The sequence below is a fragment of the Moritella sp. 24 genome (genome assembly GCF_018219155.1).
GTDB lineage: Bacteria > Pseudomonadota > Gammaproteobacteria > Enterobacterales > Moritellaceae > Moritella.
Genome location: NZ_CP056123.1, coordinates 4,582,785 through 4,601,612 on the forward strand (window position 1 = coordinate 4,582,785; position 18,828 = coordinate 4,601,612).

The following is an 18,828-nucleotide window of genomic DNA, read 5'->3' on the forward strand; positions in this document are numbered from 1 at the left end:
ATTCGAAAACTAACGAACAAGCCATCGTACATAAAACCTGATTAAGAACGATTGATTATATACGATTTTTTCAGATGAGTGCTATCTTCTAAATCCAGACTGATAACCTTAGCAGTGCCTATAATTACGATTTGCCTTTTCTCATATAGCGATGGAATTTTTCAACCCAAGCCAGCAGCTTTTCAGGGCTATTATTGCGTTTCCAATTACCTGCAACATATTTATTCGCTTCACTCATCGTTGGATATGGATGAATAGTACCTAACACTTTATTTAACCCTAGTTTGTATTTCATCGCTAACGTATATTCAGCTAACAATTCACCTGCATGACTAGCAACAATCGTCACGCCAAGAATTTTATCACTGTTTTCAGCAGTAATGACTTTAACAAAACCTTTCGTTTCACCATCTGTAATAGCACGATCGAGATCATCAATCTCGTATTTTGTCACTTGATAAACTAATCCAGCTTGCTTTGCTTCACTTTCATTAATACCAACACGAGCCAACTCAGGATAAGTATAAGTAACCGCAGGAATAACACGGTAGTCTGTCGCAAATTTTTTCAGCGAACCAAACAAAGCATTAACCGCAGCAAACCAAGCCTGATGTGCCGCCACATGCGTTAACTGATAGGGCCCTGAAACATCACCAACGGCATAAATATTGGGTATCGACGTTTGCTGAAACTCATTAATTTCAATTAATCCTCTGTCAGTAATCCCTAACCCCAACTCTTCAACACCAAAGCCATGAATATTAGCTTGTCGCCCTAATGCTAAAAACACTTGATCAAACACAACCGAATCACCATTCGATAACACCGCGCTATATTGGCCATTTTCACTAATAAAATGTTCCACTTTGCTACCTAATAAAACCGTCACACCATCGGCTAATAACTCTGCTTGTACTACTGCAACGGCATCATCATCTTCACGTCCGAGTAATTTATCAGCCATCTCAACTTGTGTGACTGTTGAGCCTAAACGAGCAAAGCTTTGTGCAAGCTCACAACCTATCGGGCCACCACCTAATATAAGTAAACGTTCAGGTTGTTCCGTTAATTGCCAAAGAGTTTCAGATGTTAAATAAGGAACTAGATCTAACCCTGGCATTGCAGGAACAACAGGTCGTGCCCCCGTTGCAATGACAATGTTTTTTGTCGTCAATGTTTGATCACCAATTTTCACACGCCAAGGATCAATAATTTTAGCTTCAGCAGTGAGGCACTCTACGCCCATAGCAGAATAACGAGCTATAGAATCATGTGGTTCGATGGTTTTTATTACATTTTGAATACGCCCCATGACTTTTGCAAAATCGATACTTTTGATTTCTGCATCAATGCCAAATTCATCAGCTCGTCCAATTTCAGCAATAGTATGAGCACTGCGAATCAATGCTTTTGACGGGACGCAGCCTGTATTTAAACAATCCCCGCCCATCCTATGTTTTTCAACTAACGTAACTTTTGATTTTACCGCTGCAGCAATATAAGCACTCACTAAACCGCCAGCACCAGCACCAATAACGATCATATTACGATCAAAACTTTTAGGCTTGTCCCAGCCTTCATAACGTTTTCGTTCACTAAACATGGCGAGTCCTTTTTTTGCTATCCAAGGAAAAATACCTAATAGGACAAGTGCGCTTAATAATGATGGTGACGCAATACCAGATAAGCTATTTATTTCACTTAATTGAGTCCCAGCCCACACATAAACGGCTGTGCCAGCTAACATACCAATTTGACTCACCAAATAAAAATTACGGGTACTAATTTTAGTTAACCCCATCAAAATATTAATCAAAAAGAATGGGAAAACGGGTATTAGACGTAATGAAAAAAGATAAAAATTGCCTTCTTTTTCAATGCCTTTATTAATCGCATCTAATCGAGCACCAAATTTATTTTGTACATAATCACGTAATAAATAACGGCTAACAAGAAAAGCTAAAGTAGCGCCAATCGAACTAGCAAAAGAGATGAGTAGTAAACCATAGCCAAAGCCAAATAAGCCACCACCAAGGAGGGTCAGTAACACTGCACCAGGTAATGAGAACCCAGTGATCGTCACATAACTAATGAAAAAAACCAGCATCGCAAACACTTTATTCTGATTAATATAATCGCCAGAGATTTGTTGTAACTCTTTAATTTGCTGCAATGATACATATTGGTTTAGGTCAAAGGCATACCACAGTGAAAATACTGCAATAATGACGAAAATAATAATTTTTTTGCTCTGTGACGCTGAAGTATTTTCATCAGTAGCCATTGTGGTATCTATCCTTGTCCAACTAAATTCTAAAATATTACCGTAAGCTTAACCATCAATAATCACGAAAGTCTCACAACTCTCTATTATTTTTATATTCAGTGATTAGTTTAGTATTAACTTAACGTGGGCGTAACTTAGATTCTAACAGTAACCTGTTATTTATGAATAATAGGAGAGATAATATAGATAGGGAAACGTATTAATCAGTTCAGGTTCTATAAAAACAAAAAAGCGATGTGGAAATTAATCCATATCGCTTTCAATATAAAAATAAAACTATCAGCTAGATAATGAATTGAGGCCCAAGACCAAAGCTCCACATAACAACTGTGATCCCCATTGATGCAACAAACAACACGAGCCCAACAGTTAATAATGACGATGCGTAGATAAAGCCTCTTTCTTCGGCAATATGCATAATAACGGGAACGCCCGTATATAAGGCTCTAACCGAAAAAGCGACGCCCACTAATAATGCGAGCATAATAACCCAAGCGACAGGTATTAATGCTGCAATACCTGTAATGAAAATCGGTGCGGCAGTATAAGTCGTCAGTTCCAAAGCCTGAGTAAAAGTAGCTGATGCACCAAAGTTACCAGCCATCCACTGCACAAATACCGAAAAGATTGCAACAATAGCAATACTGACAATGACCATACCAACAGCCATTATTCCTGCACTGGAAGAAGATAAATATGTAGTATCGCCAACACCAAGCTTCCAGCCTGTTACTGATGCGGTATACCATGCAGAGATTGCCGGTATTAGCGCAAAAAAGAACAAACTCACAACTACAGATAATAAAGACTCATGGTGTGTATCAATATCAATCCATTCGTCCTTGGGCTGTACGTATAAACCCCATAAGTGTTTTACTAACATAAGCTGATCCCTTAATGTGAAAGTTTCATCAAATTAAGTATTAGCGATTATATTGAGATTGCCATGTGAATTAAGAACTATTACATATAATAGTGATCAGGAATACGTATTTGATCGTTAAGCTATTGAAAAGTGGTCTGGATATTTATGCCAAATTTTAGGCATAAAAAAAGCCTGAATCGTAAGATTCAGGCTTTTTTTATTTGTTGGCGGAGCGGACGGGACTCGAACCCGCGACCCCCGGCGTGACAGGCCGGTATTCTAACCAACTGAACTACCGCTCCGCACAATCTGTGCTGATATTATCAGTCTAAATTATAGTCTTTCGACATTGTTTGGCGCTTGGCGATGCCCTACTCTCACATGGGGAAGCCCCACACTACCATCGGCGTTATTACGTTTCACTACTGAGTTCGGAATGGGATCAGGTGGTACCGTAACACTATGGTCACCAAGCAAATTCTATTTGCTTTCAAGTTGTATCTCTAAAATCTGAAAAGCTATAAATAAAGAAGTCTTTAAAACATAAAGTGTTCAATCTATTCTTAAGTCGATATTTCAATTAATCATACTTTAATTTGTATGGTTAAGCCTCACGGGTAATTAGTACAAGTTAGCTCAATGCCTCACAGCACTTACACACCTTGCCTATCAACGTTGTAGTCTCCAACGGCCCTTCAGGGGACTTAAAGTCCCAGTGAGAACTCATCTCGAGGCCTGCTTCCCGCTTAGATGCTTTCAGCGGTTATCAGTTCCGAACTTAGCTACCGGGCAATGCTATTGGCATAACAACCCGAACACCAGTGGTTCGTCCACTCCGGTCCTCTCGTACTAGGAGCAGCTCCTCTCAATTCTCAAACGCCCACGGCAGATAGGGACCGAACTGTCTCACGACGTTCTAAACCCAGCTCGCGTACCACTTTAAATGGCGAACAGCCATACCCTTGGGACCAACTTCAGCCCCAGGATGTGATGAGCCGACATCGAGGTGCCAAACACCGCCGTCGATATGAACTCTTGGGCGGTATCAGCCTGTTATCCCCGGAGTACCTTTTATCCGTTGAGCGATGGCCCTTCCATTCAGAACCACCGGATCACTAAGACCTACTTTCGTACCTGCTCGACGTGTCTGTCTCGCAGTTAAGCTGGCTTATGCCTTTGCACTAACCACATGATGTCCAACCATGTTTAGCCAACCTTCGTGCTCCTCCGTTACTCTTTGGGAGGAGACCGCCCCAGTCAAACTACCCACCAGACACTGTCCGCAATCCCGATAAGGGACCTACGTTAGAACATCAAACGTACAAGGGTGGTATTTCAAGATAGACTCCACATCATCTAGCGACAATGTTTCACAGTCTCCCACCTATCCTACACATGTAGGTTCAATGTTCAGTGCCAAGCTATAGTAAAGGTTCACGGGGTCTTTCCGTCTAGCCGCGGGTACACTGCATCTTAACAGCGATTTCAATTTCACTGAGTCTCGGGTGGAGACAGCGTGGCCATCATTACGCCATTCGTGCAGGTCGGAACTTACCCGACAAGGAATTTCGCTACCTTAGGACCGTTATAGTTACGGCCGCCGTTTACCGGGGCTTCGATCATGAGCTTCGACCTAAGTCTAACCCAATCAATTAACCTTCCGGCACCGGGCAGGCGTCACACCGTATACGTCATCTTTCGATTTTGCACAGTGCTGTGTTTTTAATAAACAGTTGCAGCCACCATTTCTCTGCGACCAACAATAGCTTACGGAGCAAGTCCTTCACCATCATTGGCGTACCTTCTCCCGAAGTTACGGTACCATTTTGCCTAGTTCCTTCACCCGAGTTCTCTCAAGCGCCTTAGTATTCTCTACCTAACCACCTGTGTCGGTTTGGGGTACGATTCTCTTATATCTGAAGCTTAGAGGTTTTTCCTGGAAGCCGGGTATCAACTACTTCATCTCCGTAGAGACTCGTCATCAGTTCTCAGCCTTAATGTATTCCCGGATTTGCCTAAGAATACAGCCTACAACCTTAAACATGGACAACCATCGCCATGCTAGCCTAACCTTCTCCGTCACCCCATCGCAATATAAGTGAGTACTGGAATATTAACCAGTTTCCCATCGACTACGCCTTTCGGCCTCGCCTTAGGGGTCGACTCACCCTGCCCCGATTAACGTTGGACAGGAACCCTTGGTCTTTCGGCGTGGAGGTTTTTCACCCCCATTATCGTTACTCATGTCAACATTCGCACTTCTGATACCTCCAGCAAGCTTCTCAACTCACCTTCAACGGCTTACAGAACGCTCCTCTACCATGCAAGAACAAGTCTTGCATCCGTAGCTTCGGTGGTATGTTTAGCCCCGTTAAATCTTCCGCGCAGACCGACTCGACCAGTGAGCTATTACGCTTTCTTTAAAAGATGGCTGCTTCTAAGCCAACTTCCTGGCTGTCTGAGCCTTTCCACATCGTTTCCCACTTAACATACACTTTGGGACCTTAGCTGACGGTCTGGGTTGTTTCCCTTTCCACGACGGACGTTAGCACCCGCCGTGTGTCTCCCGCGATTGAACTTATTGGTATTCGGAGTTTGCAAAGGGTTGGTAAGTCGGGATGACCCCCTAGCCTTAACAGTGCTCTACCCCCAATAGTTAGACGCGAGGCGCTACCTAAATAGCTTTCGAGGAGAACCAGCTATCTCCCGGTTTGATTGGCCTTTCACCCCCAGCCACAAGTCATCCGCTAATTTTTCAACATTAGTCGGTTCGGTCCTCCAGTTGATGTTACTCAACCTTCAACCTGCCCATGGCTAGATCACCGGGTTTCGGGTCTAATCCCAGCAACTATTCGCGCAGTTAACACTCGGTTTCCCTACGGCTCCGCTATTCGCTTAACCTTGCTACTGAAATTAAGTCGTTGACCCATTATACAAAAGGTACGCAGTCACAGAACAAGTCTGCTCCCACTGCTTGTACGTATACGGTTTCAGGTTCTATTTCACTCCCCTCACAGGGGTTCTTTTCGCCTTTCCCTCACGGTACTGGTTCACTATCGGTCAGTCAGTAGTATTTAGCCTTGGAAGATGGTCCTCCCATATTCAAACAGCATATCACGTGTGCCGTCCTACTCGATTTCACAGTAAGGTCGTTTTCATGTACGGGACTATCACCCTGTATCGTGAAACTTTCCAGAATCTTCCACTAACTTCCAAACTGCTTAAGGGCTAGACCCCGTTCGCTCGCCGCTACTAAGGGTATCTCTATTGATTTCTTTTCCTCGGGGTACTTAGATGTTTCAGTTCTCCCGGTTCGCTTCGTAACGCTATGTATTCACGTTACGATACTCTACAAAGTAGAGTGGGTTCCCCCATTCGGAAATCTGTGGATTAACGCTTTTTATCAACTCCCCACAGCTTAACGCAGATTAACACGTCCTTCATCGCCTCTGACTGCCTAGGCATCCACCGTATACGCTTAGTCACTTAACCATACAATCTAAAGTCGACCGTACAATTGAAATAACTAGGTATTATCTAGTTTTTTTCGCCTCAAGAATACTCAAGAACACTATATTGTTATTGCCTAAGCAATAACGTGTTTTAAGAACTTCTTTATTTATTCAGCTTTCCAAATTTTTAAAGAGCAATTTGCTAAAAAGCAAAGATAAGCGTTGCTTATCTTTACTTTCTAACGTCTTTAACGTTTTCTATTCAAGCAATTTGTGTGGGCACTTACAAAAATTAACAACTTTACGTAAGGAGGTGATCCAGCCCCAGGTTCCCCTAGGGCTACCTTGTTACGACTTCACCCCAGTCATGAACCACACCGTGGTCATCGCCCTCCCGAAGGTTAAGCTAATGACTTCTGGTGCAGCCCACTCCCATGGTGTGACGGGCGGTGTGTACAAGGCCCGGGAACGTATTCACCGTGACATTCTGATTCACGATTACTAGCGATTCCGACTTCATGGGGTCGAGTTGCAGACCCCAATCCGGACTACGACGCACTTTATGGGATTCGCTTACCATCGCTGGTTTGCAGCCCTTTGTATGCGCCATTGTAGCACGTGTGTAGCCCTACTCGTAAGGGCCATGATGACTTGACGTCGTCCCCACCTTCCTCCGGTTTATCACCGGCAGTCTCCTTAGAGTTCCCACCATTACGTGCTGGCAAATAAGGATAAGGGTTGCGCTCGTTGCGGGACTTAACCCAACATTTCACAACACGAGCTGACGACAGCCATGCAGCACCTGTCTCATAGTTCCCGAAGGCACCAATTCATCTCTGAAAAGTTCTATGGATGTCAAGAGTAGGTAAGGTTCTTCGCGTTGCATCGAATTAAACCACATGCTCCACCGCTTGTGCGGGCCCCCGTCAATTCATTTGAGTTTTAACCTTGCGGCCGTACTCCCCAGGCGGTCTACTTAATGCGTTAGCTTAAGAGCCCAGTTCTCAAGGAACCAAACTCCGAGTAGACATCGTTTACGGCGTGGACTACCGGGGTATCTAATCCCGTTTGCTACCCACGCTTTCGCATCTGAGCGTCAGTTACTTGCCAGGTGGCCGCCTTCGCCACTGGTATTCCTTCAGATCTCTACGCATTTCACCGCTACACCTGAAATTCTACCACCCTCTCAAGAACTCTAGTTTGCCAGTTCGAAATGCAGTTCCCAGGTTGAGCCCGGGGCTTTCACATCTCGCTTAACAAACCGCCTGCATGCGCTTTACGCCCAGTAATTCCGATTAACGCTTGCACCCTCCGTATTACCGCGGCTGCTGGCACGGAGTTAGCCGGTGCTTCTTCTGCGAGTAACGTCACAGTAAGCAGTTATTAACTACTTACCTTTCCTCCTCGCTGAAAGTACTTTACAACCCGAAGGCCTTCTTCATACACGCGGTATGGCTGCATCAGAGTTTCCTCCATTGTGCAATATTCCCCACTGCTGCCTCCCGTAGGAGTCTGGACCGTGTCTCAGTTCCAGTGTGGCTGATCATCCTCTCAGACCAGCTAGGGATCGTCGCCTTGGTGAGCTCTTACCTCACCAACAAGCTAATCCCACTTGGGCTCATCTAGTCGCGAGAGCTTTCAAGAAGAGGCCCCCTTTCACCCGTAGGTCGTATGCGGTATTAGCAGTCGTTTCCAACTGTTGTCCCCCTCGACTAGGCAGATTCCCAAGCATTACTCACCCGTCCGCCGCTCGACGCCAGAATAGCAAGCTATTCTTCGTTTCCGCTCGACTTGCATGTGTTAAGCCTACCGCCAGCGTTCAATCTGAGCCATGATCAAACTCTTCAATTAAAGTTTTTTTGACTGATTACCTAAGTAATCAAGTCGGCTCAATGAATTCTGTACTTCAACAACAAACCGAGGTTTGTTGTTTATAAAACCAAATCTTTCGATTTAATTTAATGTTCATAATTACATTGATATAATTTTTGGTCATTATATCTCTGTAAGTACTCACACAGATTGCTTGAATAAATTGTTAAAGAGCGTTGACCTTGACGTCTTACGTCGTAGTCAGGCTGCGTATTCTACGCAAACCAATTTTGAAGTCAAGCACATATTTATGCTTTATTCCGGAAGCTTAAAAAGTAACCTAAGTCGCTTTTAAACACCTTAACTTAGCGGCTGTTGCCGTGTCAGTGAGGTCGCATTATAGAGATTTCGATCACATTGGCAATGCTTTTTATGCACAGATCTTGATTTAATATCTAACGTCGAAAAAACCAACAGTAAAACCTATTTTAACGATCACGATTCGTACGAACGGTGATTATTACAGCGATTATCATTATTTATAATATGTAGCCGTCTCATGTCTTTTTAATAAAAACGACAGCTCAGCCCCGTTAATTTAGTAGCAATGGACTAATTACGCCAATAATAATCAAAATAAATGCACATTAGCCAACCAAAATTAGATCAACAACAAAAACTAGCGAGGTGACGCAGTAAATATTATTGTTGGCTAAGCATTACCAAGCACTGTTTTTTTATTTAACGCGGCCACCGATGACTAAAATAGTGTTAGTTTAATTTGTACAGGGCCAAAGTAATCATTCTTACCCGTTATTTTTAATCATCGAGCATACCAATAACATCATTAACGCTGGCAGATCTCTTTATGTATAGAACAGCAACTATAAGCAAAACCTCAAATACACAAAAACCAGCCGACGGCTGGTTTTTTATTTTCTGATGTACAGCTACTGCTGCTTAATCGTATTACGTTACTTGTGCCTGTCATTTTACAAGCTGGAACGTCCTTTTTCCTTAAATTTTAGACACAAAAAAGCCGATACCATCACTGATATCGGCTCTCTCTAATTTGGCGCTTGGCGATGCCCTACTCTCACATGGGGAAGCCCCACACTACCATCGGCGTTATTACGTTTCACTACTGAGTTCGGAATGGGATCAGGTGGTACCGTAACACTATGGTCACCAAGCAAATCTAGTTTGCTTTCAAGTTGTATCTCTAAAATCTGAAAAGCTATAAATAAAGAAGTCTTTAAAACATAAAGTGTTCAATCTATTCTTAAGTCGATTATTTCAATTAATCATACTTTAATTTGTATGGTTAAGCCTCACGGGTAATTAGTACAAGTTAGCTCAATGCCTCACAGCACTTACACACCTTGCCTATCAACGTTGTAGTCTCCAACGGCCCTTCAGGGGACTTAAAGTCCCAGTGAGAACTCATCTCGAGGCCTGCTTCCCGCTTAGATGCTTTCAGCGGTTATCAGTTCCGAACTTAGCTACCGGGCAATGCTATTGGCATAACAACCCGAACACCAGTGGTTCGTCCACTCCGGTCCTCTCGTACTAGGAGCAGCTCCTCTCAATTCTCAAACGCCCACGGCAGATAGGGACCGAACTGTCTCACGACGTTCTAAACCCAGCTCGCGTACCACTTTAAATGGCGAACAGCCATACCCTTGGGACCAACTTCAGCCCCAGGATGTGATGAGCCGACATCGAGGTGCCAAACACCGCCGTCGATATGAACTCTTGGGCGGTATCAGCCTGTTATCCCCGGAGTACCTTTTATCCGTTGAGCGATGGCCCTTCCATTCAGAACCACCGGATCACTAAGACCTACTTTCGTACCTGCTCGACGTGTCTGTCTCGCAGTTAAGCTGGCTTATGCCTTTGCACTAACCACATGATGTCCAACCATGTTTAGCCAACCTTCGTGCTCCTCCGTTACTCTTTGGGAGGAGACCGCCCCAGTCAAACTACCCACCAGACACTGTCCGCAACCCCGATAAGGGGCCTACGTTAGAACATCAAACGTACAAGGGTGGTATTTCAAGATAGACTCCACATCATCTAGCGACAATGTTTCACAGTCTCCCACCTATCCTACACATGTAGGTTCAATGTTCAGTGCCAAGCTATAGTAAAGGTTCACGGGGTCTTTCCGTCTAGCCGCGGGTACACTGCATCTTAACAGCGATTTCAATTTCACTGAGTCTCGGGTGGAGACAGCGTGGCCATCATTACGCCATTCGTGCAGGTCGGAACTTACCCGACAAGGAATTTCGCTACCTTAGGACCGTTATAGTTACGGCCGCCGTTTACCGGGGCTTCGATCATGAGCTTCGACCTAAGTCTAACCCAATCAATTAACCTTCCGGCACCGGGCAGGCGTCACACCGTATACGTCATCTTTCGATTTTGCACAGTGCTGTGTTTTTAATAAACAGTTGCAGCCACCATTTCTCTGCGACCAACAATAGCTTACGGAGCAAGTCCTTCACCATCATTGGCGTACCTTCTCCCGAAGTTACGGTACCATTTTGCCTAGTTCCTTCACCCGAGTTCTCTCAAGCGCCTTAGTATTCTCTACCTAACCACCTGTGTCGGTTTGGGGTACGATTCTCTTATATCTGAAGCTTAGAGGTTTTTCCTGGAAGCCGGGTATCAACTACTTCATCTCCGTAGAGACTCGTCATCAGTTCTCAGCCTTAATGTATTCCCGGATTTGCCTAAGAATACAGCCTACAACCTTAAACATGGACAACCATCGCCATGCTAGCCTAACCTTCTCCGTCACCCCATCGCAATATAAGTGAGTACTGGAATATTAACCAGTTTCCCATCGACTACGCCTTTCGGCCTCGCCTTAGGGGTCGACTCACCCTGCCCCGATTAACGTTGGACAGGAACCCTTGGTCTTTCGGCGTGGAGGTTTTTCACCCCCATTATCGTTACTCATGTCAACATTCGCACTTCTGATACCTCCAGCAAGCTTCTCAACTCACCTTCAACGGCTTACAGAACGCTCCTCTACCATGCAAGAACAAGTCTTGCATCCGTAGCTTCGGTGGTATGTTTAGCCCCGTTAAATCTTCCGCGCAGACCGACTCGACCAGTGAGCTATTACGCTTTCTTTAAAAGATGGCTGCTTCTAAGCCAACTTCCTGGCTGTCTGAGCCTTTCCACATCGTTTCCCACTTAACATACACTTTGGGACCTTAGCTGACGGTCTGGGTTGTTTCCCTTTCCACGACGGACGTTAGCACCCGCCGTGTGTCTCCCGCGATTGAACTTATTGGTATTCGGAGTTTGCAAAGGGTTGGTAAGTCGGGATGACCCCCTAGCCTTAACAGTGCTCTACCCCCAATAGTTAGACGCGAGGCGCTACCTAAATAGCTTTCGAGGAGAACCAGCTATCTCCCGGTTTGATTGGCCTTTCACCCCCAGCCACAAGTCATCCGCTAATTTTTCAACATTAGTCGGTTCGGTCCTCCAGTTGATGTTACTCAACCTTCAACCTGCCCATGGCTAGATCACCGGGTTTCGGGTCTAATCCCAGCAACTATTCGCGCAGTTAACACTCGGTTTCCCTACGGCTCCGCTATTCGCTTAACCTTGCTACTGAAATTAAGTCGTTGACCCATTATACAAAAGGTACGCAGTCACAGAACAAGTCTGCTCCCACTGCTTGTACGTATACGGTTTCAGGTTCTATTTCACTCCCCTCACAGGGGTTCTTTTCGCCTTTCCCTCACGGTACTGGTTCACTATCGGTCAGTCAGTAGTATTTAGCCTTGGAAGATGGTCCTCCCATATTCAAACAGCATATCACGTGTGCCGTCCTACTCGATTTCACAGTAAGGTCGTTTTCATGTACGGGACTATCACCCTGTATCGTGAAACTTTCCAGAATCTTCCATTAACTTCCAAACTGCTTAAGGGCTAGACCCCGTTCGCTCGCCGCTACTAAGGGTATCTCTATTGATTTCTTTTCCTCGGGGTACTTAGATGTTTCAGTTCTCCCGGTTCGCTTCGTAACGCTATGTATTCACGTTACGATACTCTACAAAGTAGAGTGGGTTCCCCCATTCGGAAATCTGTGGATTAACGCTTTTTATCAACTCCCCACAGCTTAACGCAGATTAACACGTCCTTCATCGCCTCTGACTGCCTAGGCATCCACCGTATACGCTTAGTCACTTAACCATACAATCTAAAGTCGACCGTACAATTGAAATAACTAGGTATTATCTAGTTTTTTTCGCCTCAAGAATACTCAAGAACACTATATTGTTATTACCTAAGTAATAACGTGTTTTAAGAACTTCTTTATTTATTCAGCTTTCCAAATTTTTAAAGAGCAATTTGCTAAAAAGCAAAGATAAGCGTTGCTTATCTTTACTCTCTAACGTCTTTAACATTTTCTATTCAAGCAATTTGTGTGGGCACTTACAAAAATTAACAACTTTACGTAAGGAGGTGATCCAGCCCCAGGTTCCCCTAGGGCTACCTTGTTACGACTTCACCCCAGTCATGAACCACACCGTGGTCATCGCCCTCCCGAAGGTTAAGCTAATGACTTCTGGTGCAGCCCACTCCCATGGTGTGACGGGCGGTGTGTACAAGGCCCGGGAACGTATTCACCGTGACATTCTGATTCACGATTACTAGCGATTCCGACTTCATGGGGTCGAGTTGCAGACCCCAATCCGGACTACGACGCACTTTATGGGATTCGCTTACCATCGCTGGTTTGCAGCCCTTTGTATGCGCCATTGTAGCACGTGTGTAGCCCTACTCGTAAGGGCCATGATGACTTGACGTCGTCCCCACCTTCCTCCGGTTTATCACCGGCAGTCTCCTTAGAGTTCCCACCATTACGTGCTGGCAAATAAGGATAAGGGTTGCGCTCGTTGCGGGACTTAACCCAACATTTCACAACACGAGCTGACGACAGCCATGCAGCACCTGTCTCATAGTTCCCGAAGGCACCAATTCATCTCTGAAAAGTTCTATGGATGTCAAGAGTAGGTAAGGTTCTTCGCGTTGCATCGAATTAAACCACATGCTCCACCGCTTGTGCGGGCCCCCGTCAATTCATTTGAGTTTTAACCTTGCGGCCGTACTCCCCAGGCGGTCTACTTAATGCGTTAGCTTAAGAGCCCAGTTCTCAAGGAACCAAACTCCGAGTAGACATCGTTTACGGCGTGGACTACCGGGGTATCTAATCCCGTTTGCTACCCACGCTTTCGCATCTGAGCGTCAGTTACTTGCCAGGTGGCCGCCTTCGCCACTGGTATTCCTTCAGATCTCTACGCATTTCACCGCTACACCTGAAATTCTACCACCCTCTCAAGAACTCTAGTTTGCCAGTTCGAAATGCAGTTCCCAGGTTGAGCCCGGGGCTTTCACATCTCGCTTAACAAACCGCCTGCATGCGCTTTACGCCCAGTAATTCCGATTAACGCTTGCACCCTCCGTATTACCGCGGCTGCTGGCACGGAGTTAGCCGGTGCTTCTTCTGCGAGTAACGTCACAGTAAGCAGTTATTAACTACTTACCTTTCCTCCTCGCTGAAAGTACTTTACAACCCGAAGGCCTTCTTCATACACGCGGTATGGCTGCATCAGAGTTTCCTCCATTGTGCAATATTCCCCACTGCTGCCTCCCGTAGGAGTCTGGACCGTGTCTCAGTTCCAGTGTGGCTGATCATCCTCTCAGACCAGCTAGGGATCGTCGCCTTGGTGAGCTCTTACCTCACCAACAAGCTAATCCCACTTGGGCTCATCTAGTCGCGAGAGCTTTCAAGAAGAGGCCCCCTTTCACCCGTAGGTCGTATGCGGTATTAGCAGTCGTTTCCAACTGTTGTCCCCCTCGACTAGGCAGATTCCCAAGCATTACTCACCCGTCCGCCGCTCGACGCCAGAATAGCAAGCTATTCTTCGTTTCCGCTCGACTTGCATGTGTTAAGCCTACCGCCAGCGTTCAATCTGAGCCATGATCAAACTCTTCAATTAAAGTTTTTTTGACTGATTACCTAAGTAATCAAGTCGGCTCAATGAATTCTGTACTTCAACAACAAACCGAGGTTTGTTGTTTATAAAACCAAATCTTTCGATTTAATTTAATGTTCATAATTACATTGATATAATTTTTGGTCATTATATCTCTGTAAGTACTCACACAGATTGCTTGAATAAATTGTTAAAGAGCGTTGACCTTGACGTCTTGCGTCGTAGTCAGGCTGCGTATTCTACGCAAACCAATTTTGAAGTCAAGCACATATTTATGCTTTATTCCGGAAGCTTAAAAAGTAACCTAAGTCGTTTTTAAACACCTTAACTTAGCGGCTGTTGCCGTGTCAGTGAGGTCGCATTATAGAGATTTCGATCACATTGGCAATGCTTTTTATGCACAGATCTTGATTTAATATCTAACGCCGAAAAAACCAACAATAAAGCCGATTTTAACGATCACGATTCGTACGAACGGTGATTATTACAGCGCTTCTCATTATTTATAATACACAGCTCTCTCATGTCTTTTTAATAAAAACGACACCTCAGCCCCCGTTAATTTAGTAGCAATGAGTAAATTACGCCAATAATAATCAAAATAAATGCACATTAGCCAACCAAAATTAGATCAACAGCAAAAATTAGCGAAGTGACACTGTAAATATTATTGTTACTTAAGCATTACCAATGCACTATTTTTATTTAACGAGGCCATCGATGACTAAAAATAGTGCTCGTTTAATTTATACAGGGCCAAAGTAATCATTCCTACCCGTTATTCTTAATCATCGAGCATGCCAATAACATCATTAATGCTGGCAGATCCCTTTATGCATAGAACAGCAACTATAAGCAAATCCTCAAATACACAAAAACCAGCCGACGGCTGGTTTTTACTATCTTATGTACAGCTAGTGCAGCTTAATTTTATTACTTGTGTCTCTAATTTAATAAGCGGAACGCACCGATCCCTAAATTTCAGACACAAAAAAGCCGATACCATCACTGATATCGGCTCTCTCTAATTTGGCGCTTGGCGATGCCCTACTCTCACATGGGGAAGCCCCACACTACCATCGGCGTTATTACGTTTCACTACTGAGTTCGGAATGGGATCAGGTGGTACCGTAACACTATGGTCACCAAGCAAATCTAGTTTGCTTTCAACTTGAAACACATGGTTTCAATCTTTAAAATCTGAAAAGCTATAAATAAAGAAGTCTTTAAAACATAAAGTGTTCAATCTATTCTTAAGTCGATATTTCAATTAATCATACTTTAATTTGTATGGTTAAGCCTCACGGGTAATTAGTACAAGTTAGCTCAATGCCTCACAGCACTTACACACCTTGCCTATCAACGTTGTAGTCTCCAACGGCCCTTCAGGGGACTTAAAGTCCCAGTGAGAACTCATCTCGAGGCCTGCTTCCCGCTTAGATGCTTTCAGCGGTTATCAGTTCCGAACTTAGCTACCGGGCAATGCTATTGGCATAACAACCCGAACACCAGTGGTTCGTCCACTCCGGTCCTCTCGTACTAGGAGCAGCTCCTCTCAATTCTCAAACGCCCACGGCAGATAGGGACCGAACTGTCTCACGACGTTCTAAACCCAGCTCGCGTACCACTTTAAATGGCGAACAGCCATACCCTTGGGACCAACTTCAGCCCCAGGATGTGATGAGCCGACATCGAGGTGCCAAACACCGCCGTCGATATGAACTCTTGGGCGGTATCAGCCTGTTATCCCCGGAGTACCTTTTATCCGTTGAGCGATGGCCCTTCCATTCAGAACCACCGGATCACTAAGACCTACTTTCGTACCTGCTCGACGTGTCTGTCTCGCAGTTAAGCTGGCTTATGCCTTTGCACTAACCACATGATGTCCAACCATGTTTAGCCAACCTTCGTGCTCCTCCGTTACTCTTTGGGAGGAGACCGCCCCAGTCAAACTACCCACCAGACACTGTCCGCAATCCCGATAAGGGACCTACGTTAGAACATCAAACGTACAAGGGTGGTATTTCAAGATAGACTCCACATCATCTAGCGACAATGTTTCACAGTCTCCCACCTATCCTACACATGTAGGTTCAATGTTCAGTGCCAAGCTATAGTAAAGGTTCACGGGGTCTTTCCGTCTAGCCGCGGGTACACTGCATCTTAACAGCGATTTCAATTTCACTGAGTCTCGGGTGGAGACAGCGTGGCCATCATTACGCCATTCGTGCAGGTCGGAACTTACCCGACAAGGAATTTCGCTACCTTAGGACCGTTATAGTTACGGCCGCCGTTTACCGGGGCTTCGATCATGAGCTTCGACCTAAGTCTAACCCAATCAATTAACCTTCCGGCACCGGGCAGGCGTCACACCGTATACGTCATCTTTCGATTTTGCACAGTGCTGTGTTTTTAATAAACAGTTGCAGCCACCATTTCTCTGCGACCAACAATAGCTTACGGAGCAAGTCCTTCACCATCATTGGCGTACCTTCTCCCGAAGTTACGGTACCATTTTGCCTAGTTCCTTCACCCGAGTTCTCTCAAGCGCCTTAGTATTCTCTACCTAACCACCTGTGTCGGTTTGGGGTACGATTCTCTTATATCTGAAGCTTAGAGGTTTTTCCTGGAAGCCGGGTATCAACTACTTCATCTCCGTAGAGACTCGTCATCAGTTCTCAGCCTTAATGTATTCCCGGATTTGCCTAAGAATACAGCCTACAACCTTAAACATGGACAACCATCGCCATGCTAGCCTAACCTTCTCCGTCACCCCATCGCAATATAAGTGAGTACTGGAATATTAACCAGTTTCCCATCGACTACGCCTTTCGGCCTCGCCTTAGGGGTCGACTCACCCTGCCCCGATTAACGTTGGACAGGAACCCTTGGTCTTTCGGCGTGGAGGTTTTTCACCCCCATTATCGTTACTCATGTCAACATTCGCACTTCTGATACCTCCAGCAAGCTTCTCAACTCACCTTCAACGGCTTACAGAACGCTCCTCTACCATGCAAGAACAAGTCTTGCATCCGTAGCTTCGGTGGTATGTTTAGCCCCGTTAAATCTTCCGCGCAGACCGACTCGACCAGTGAGCTATTACGCTTTCTTTAAAAGATGGCTGCTTCTAAGCCAACTTCCTGGCTGTCTGAGCCTTTCCACATCGTTTCCCACTTAACATACACTTTGGGACCTTAGCTGACGGTCTGGGTTGTTTCCCTTTCCACGACGGACGTTAGCACCCGCCGTGTGTCTCCCGCGATTGAACTTATTGGTATTCGGAGTTTGCAAAGGGTTGGTAAGTCGGGATGACCCCCTAGCCTTAACAGTGCTCTACCCCCAATAGTTAGACGCGAGGCGCTACCTAAATAGCTTTCGAGGAGAACCAGCTATCTCCCGGTTTGATTGGCCTTTCACCCCCAGCCACAAGTCATCCGCTAATTTTTCAACATTAGTCGGTTCGGTCCTCCAGTTGATGTTACTCAACCTTCAACCTGCCCATGGCTAGATCACCGGGTTTCGGGTCTAATCCCAGCAACTATTCGCGCAGTTAACACTCGGTTTCCCTACGGCTCCGCTATTCGCTTAACCTTGCTACTGAAATTAAGTCGTTGACCCATTATACAAAAGGTACGCAGTCACAGAACAAGTCTGCTCCCACTGCTTGTACGTATACGGTTTCAGGTTCTATTTCACTCCCCTCACAGGGGTTCTTTTCGCCTTTCCCTCACGGTACTGGTTCACTATCGGTCAGTCAGTAGTATTTAGCCTTGGAAGATGGTCCTCCCATATTCAAACAGCATATCACGTGTGCCGTCCTACTCGATTTCACAGTAAGGTCGTTTTCATGTACGGGACTATCACCCTGTATCGTGAAACTTTCCAGAATCTTCCACTAACTTCCAAACTGCTTAAGGGCTAGACCCCGTTCGCTCGCCGCTACTAAGGGTATCTCTATTGATTTCTTTTCCTCGGGGTACTTAGATGTTTCAGTTCTCCCGGTTCGCTTCGCAACGCTATGTATTCACGTTACGATACTCTACAAAGTAGAGTGGGTTCCCCCATTCGGAAATCTGTGGATTAACGCTTTTTATCAACTCCCCACAGCTTAACGCAGATTAACACGTCCTTCATCGCCTCTGACTGCCTAGGCATCCACCGTATACGCTTAGTCACTTAACCATACAATCTAAAGTCGACCGTACAATTGAAATAACTAGGTATTATCTAGTTTTTTTCGCCTCAAGAATACTCAAGAACACTATATTGTTATTACCTAAGTAATAACGTGTTTTAAGAACTTCTTTATTTATTCAGCTTTCCAAATTTTTAAAGAGCAATTTGCTAAAAAGCAAAGATAAGCGTTGCTTATCTTTACTCTCTAACGTCTTT

At 45.1% G+C, this 18,828-nt stretch carries 2 protein-coding genes, 1 tRNA gene and 8 rRNA genes; all 11 read right to left on the bottom strand.

All coding sequences use genetic code 11. The features are described 5' to 3' along the window. Window positions 1-124: 124 nt before the first annotated feature. The 11 genes from HWV00_RS20565 to HWV00_RS20615 all read right to left on the bottom strand — a co-directional run bounded on the left by HWV00_RS20565 (window position 125) and on the right by HWV00_RS20615 (window position 18,618). Window positions 125-2,284 carry an FAD-dependent oxidoreductase gene (locus HWV00_RS20565; protein WP_211684133.1) on the bottom strand — a complete coding sequence of 720 codons (2,160 nt, stop codon included), beginning with the start codon at window positions 2,282-2,284 and terminating at the stop codon, window positions 125-127. Between the two features lie 286 nt (window positions 2,285-2,570). Next, complete coding sequence (locus tag HWV00_RS20570) at window positions 2,571-3,170, bottom strand: Yip1 family protein (RefSeq protein ID WP_211684134.1); 600 nt, start codon at window positions 3,168-3,170, stop codon at window positions 2,571-2,573. A 207-nt stretch (window positions 3,171-3,377) separates the two neighbouring features. After that, window positions 3,378-3,454: transfer RNA gene (locus tag HWV00_RS20575), tRNA-Asp, on the bottom strand. A 56-nt stretch (window positions 3,455-3,510) separates the two neighbouring features. After that, a 5S ribosomal RNA gene (gene rrf / locus HWV00_RS20580) occupies window positions 3,511-3,626 on the bottom strand. A gap of 126 nt (window positions 3,627-3,752) precedes the next feature. Then, window positions 3,753-6,644 (bottom strand): 23S ribosomal RNA (locus tag HWV00_RS20585). Window positions 6,645-6,910: 266 nt separating this feature from the next. After that, window positions 6,911-8,455, bottom strand: a 16S ribosomal RNA gene (locus HWV00_RS20590). Window positions 8,456-9,493: 1,038 nt separating this feature from the next. Further along, a 5S ribosomal RNA gene (gene rrf, locus HWV00_RS20595) occupies window positions 9,494-9,609 on the bottom strand. Window positions 9,610-9,736: 127 nt separating this feature from the next. Continuing rightward, window positions 9,737-12,628, bottom strand: a 23S ribosomal RNA gene (locus HWV00_RS20600). 266 nt (window positions 12,629-12,894) lie between these two features. Beyond that, window positions 12,895-14,439 (bottom strand): 16S ribosomal RNA (locus tag HWV00_RS20605). Between the two features lie 1,031 nt (window positions 14,440-15,470). Further along, window positions 15,471-15,586, bottom strand: a 5S ribosomal RNA gene (rrf, locus tag HWV00_RS20610). A gap of 140 nt (window positions 15,587-15,726) precedes the next feature. Beyond that, window positions 15,727-18,618: ribosomal RNA gene (locus tag HWV00_RS20615) — 23S ribosomal RNA — on the bottom strand. The 16S, 23S and 5S rRNA genes sit together here with 1 tRNA gene alongside, the layout of an rRNA operon. Window positions 18,619-18,828 lie beyond the last annotated feature (210 nt).

Excerpts from the sequence above, each read along its gene's own strand:
- HWV00_RS20565 (WP_211684133.1), bottom strand. The coding sequence starts at position 2,284 with ATGGCTACTGATGAAAATACTTCAGCGTCACAGAGCAAAAAAATTATT.
- HWV00_RS20570 (WP_211684134.1), bottom strand. The coding sequence starts at position 3,170 with ATGTTAGTAAAACACTTATGGGGTTTATACGTACAGCCCAAGGACGAA.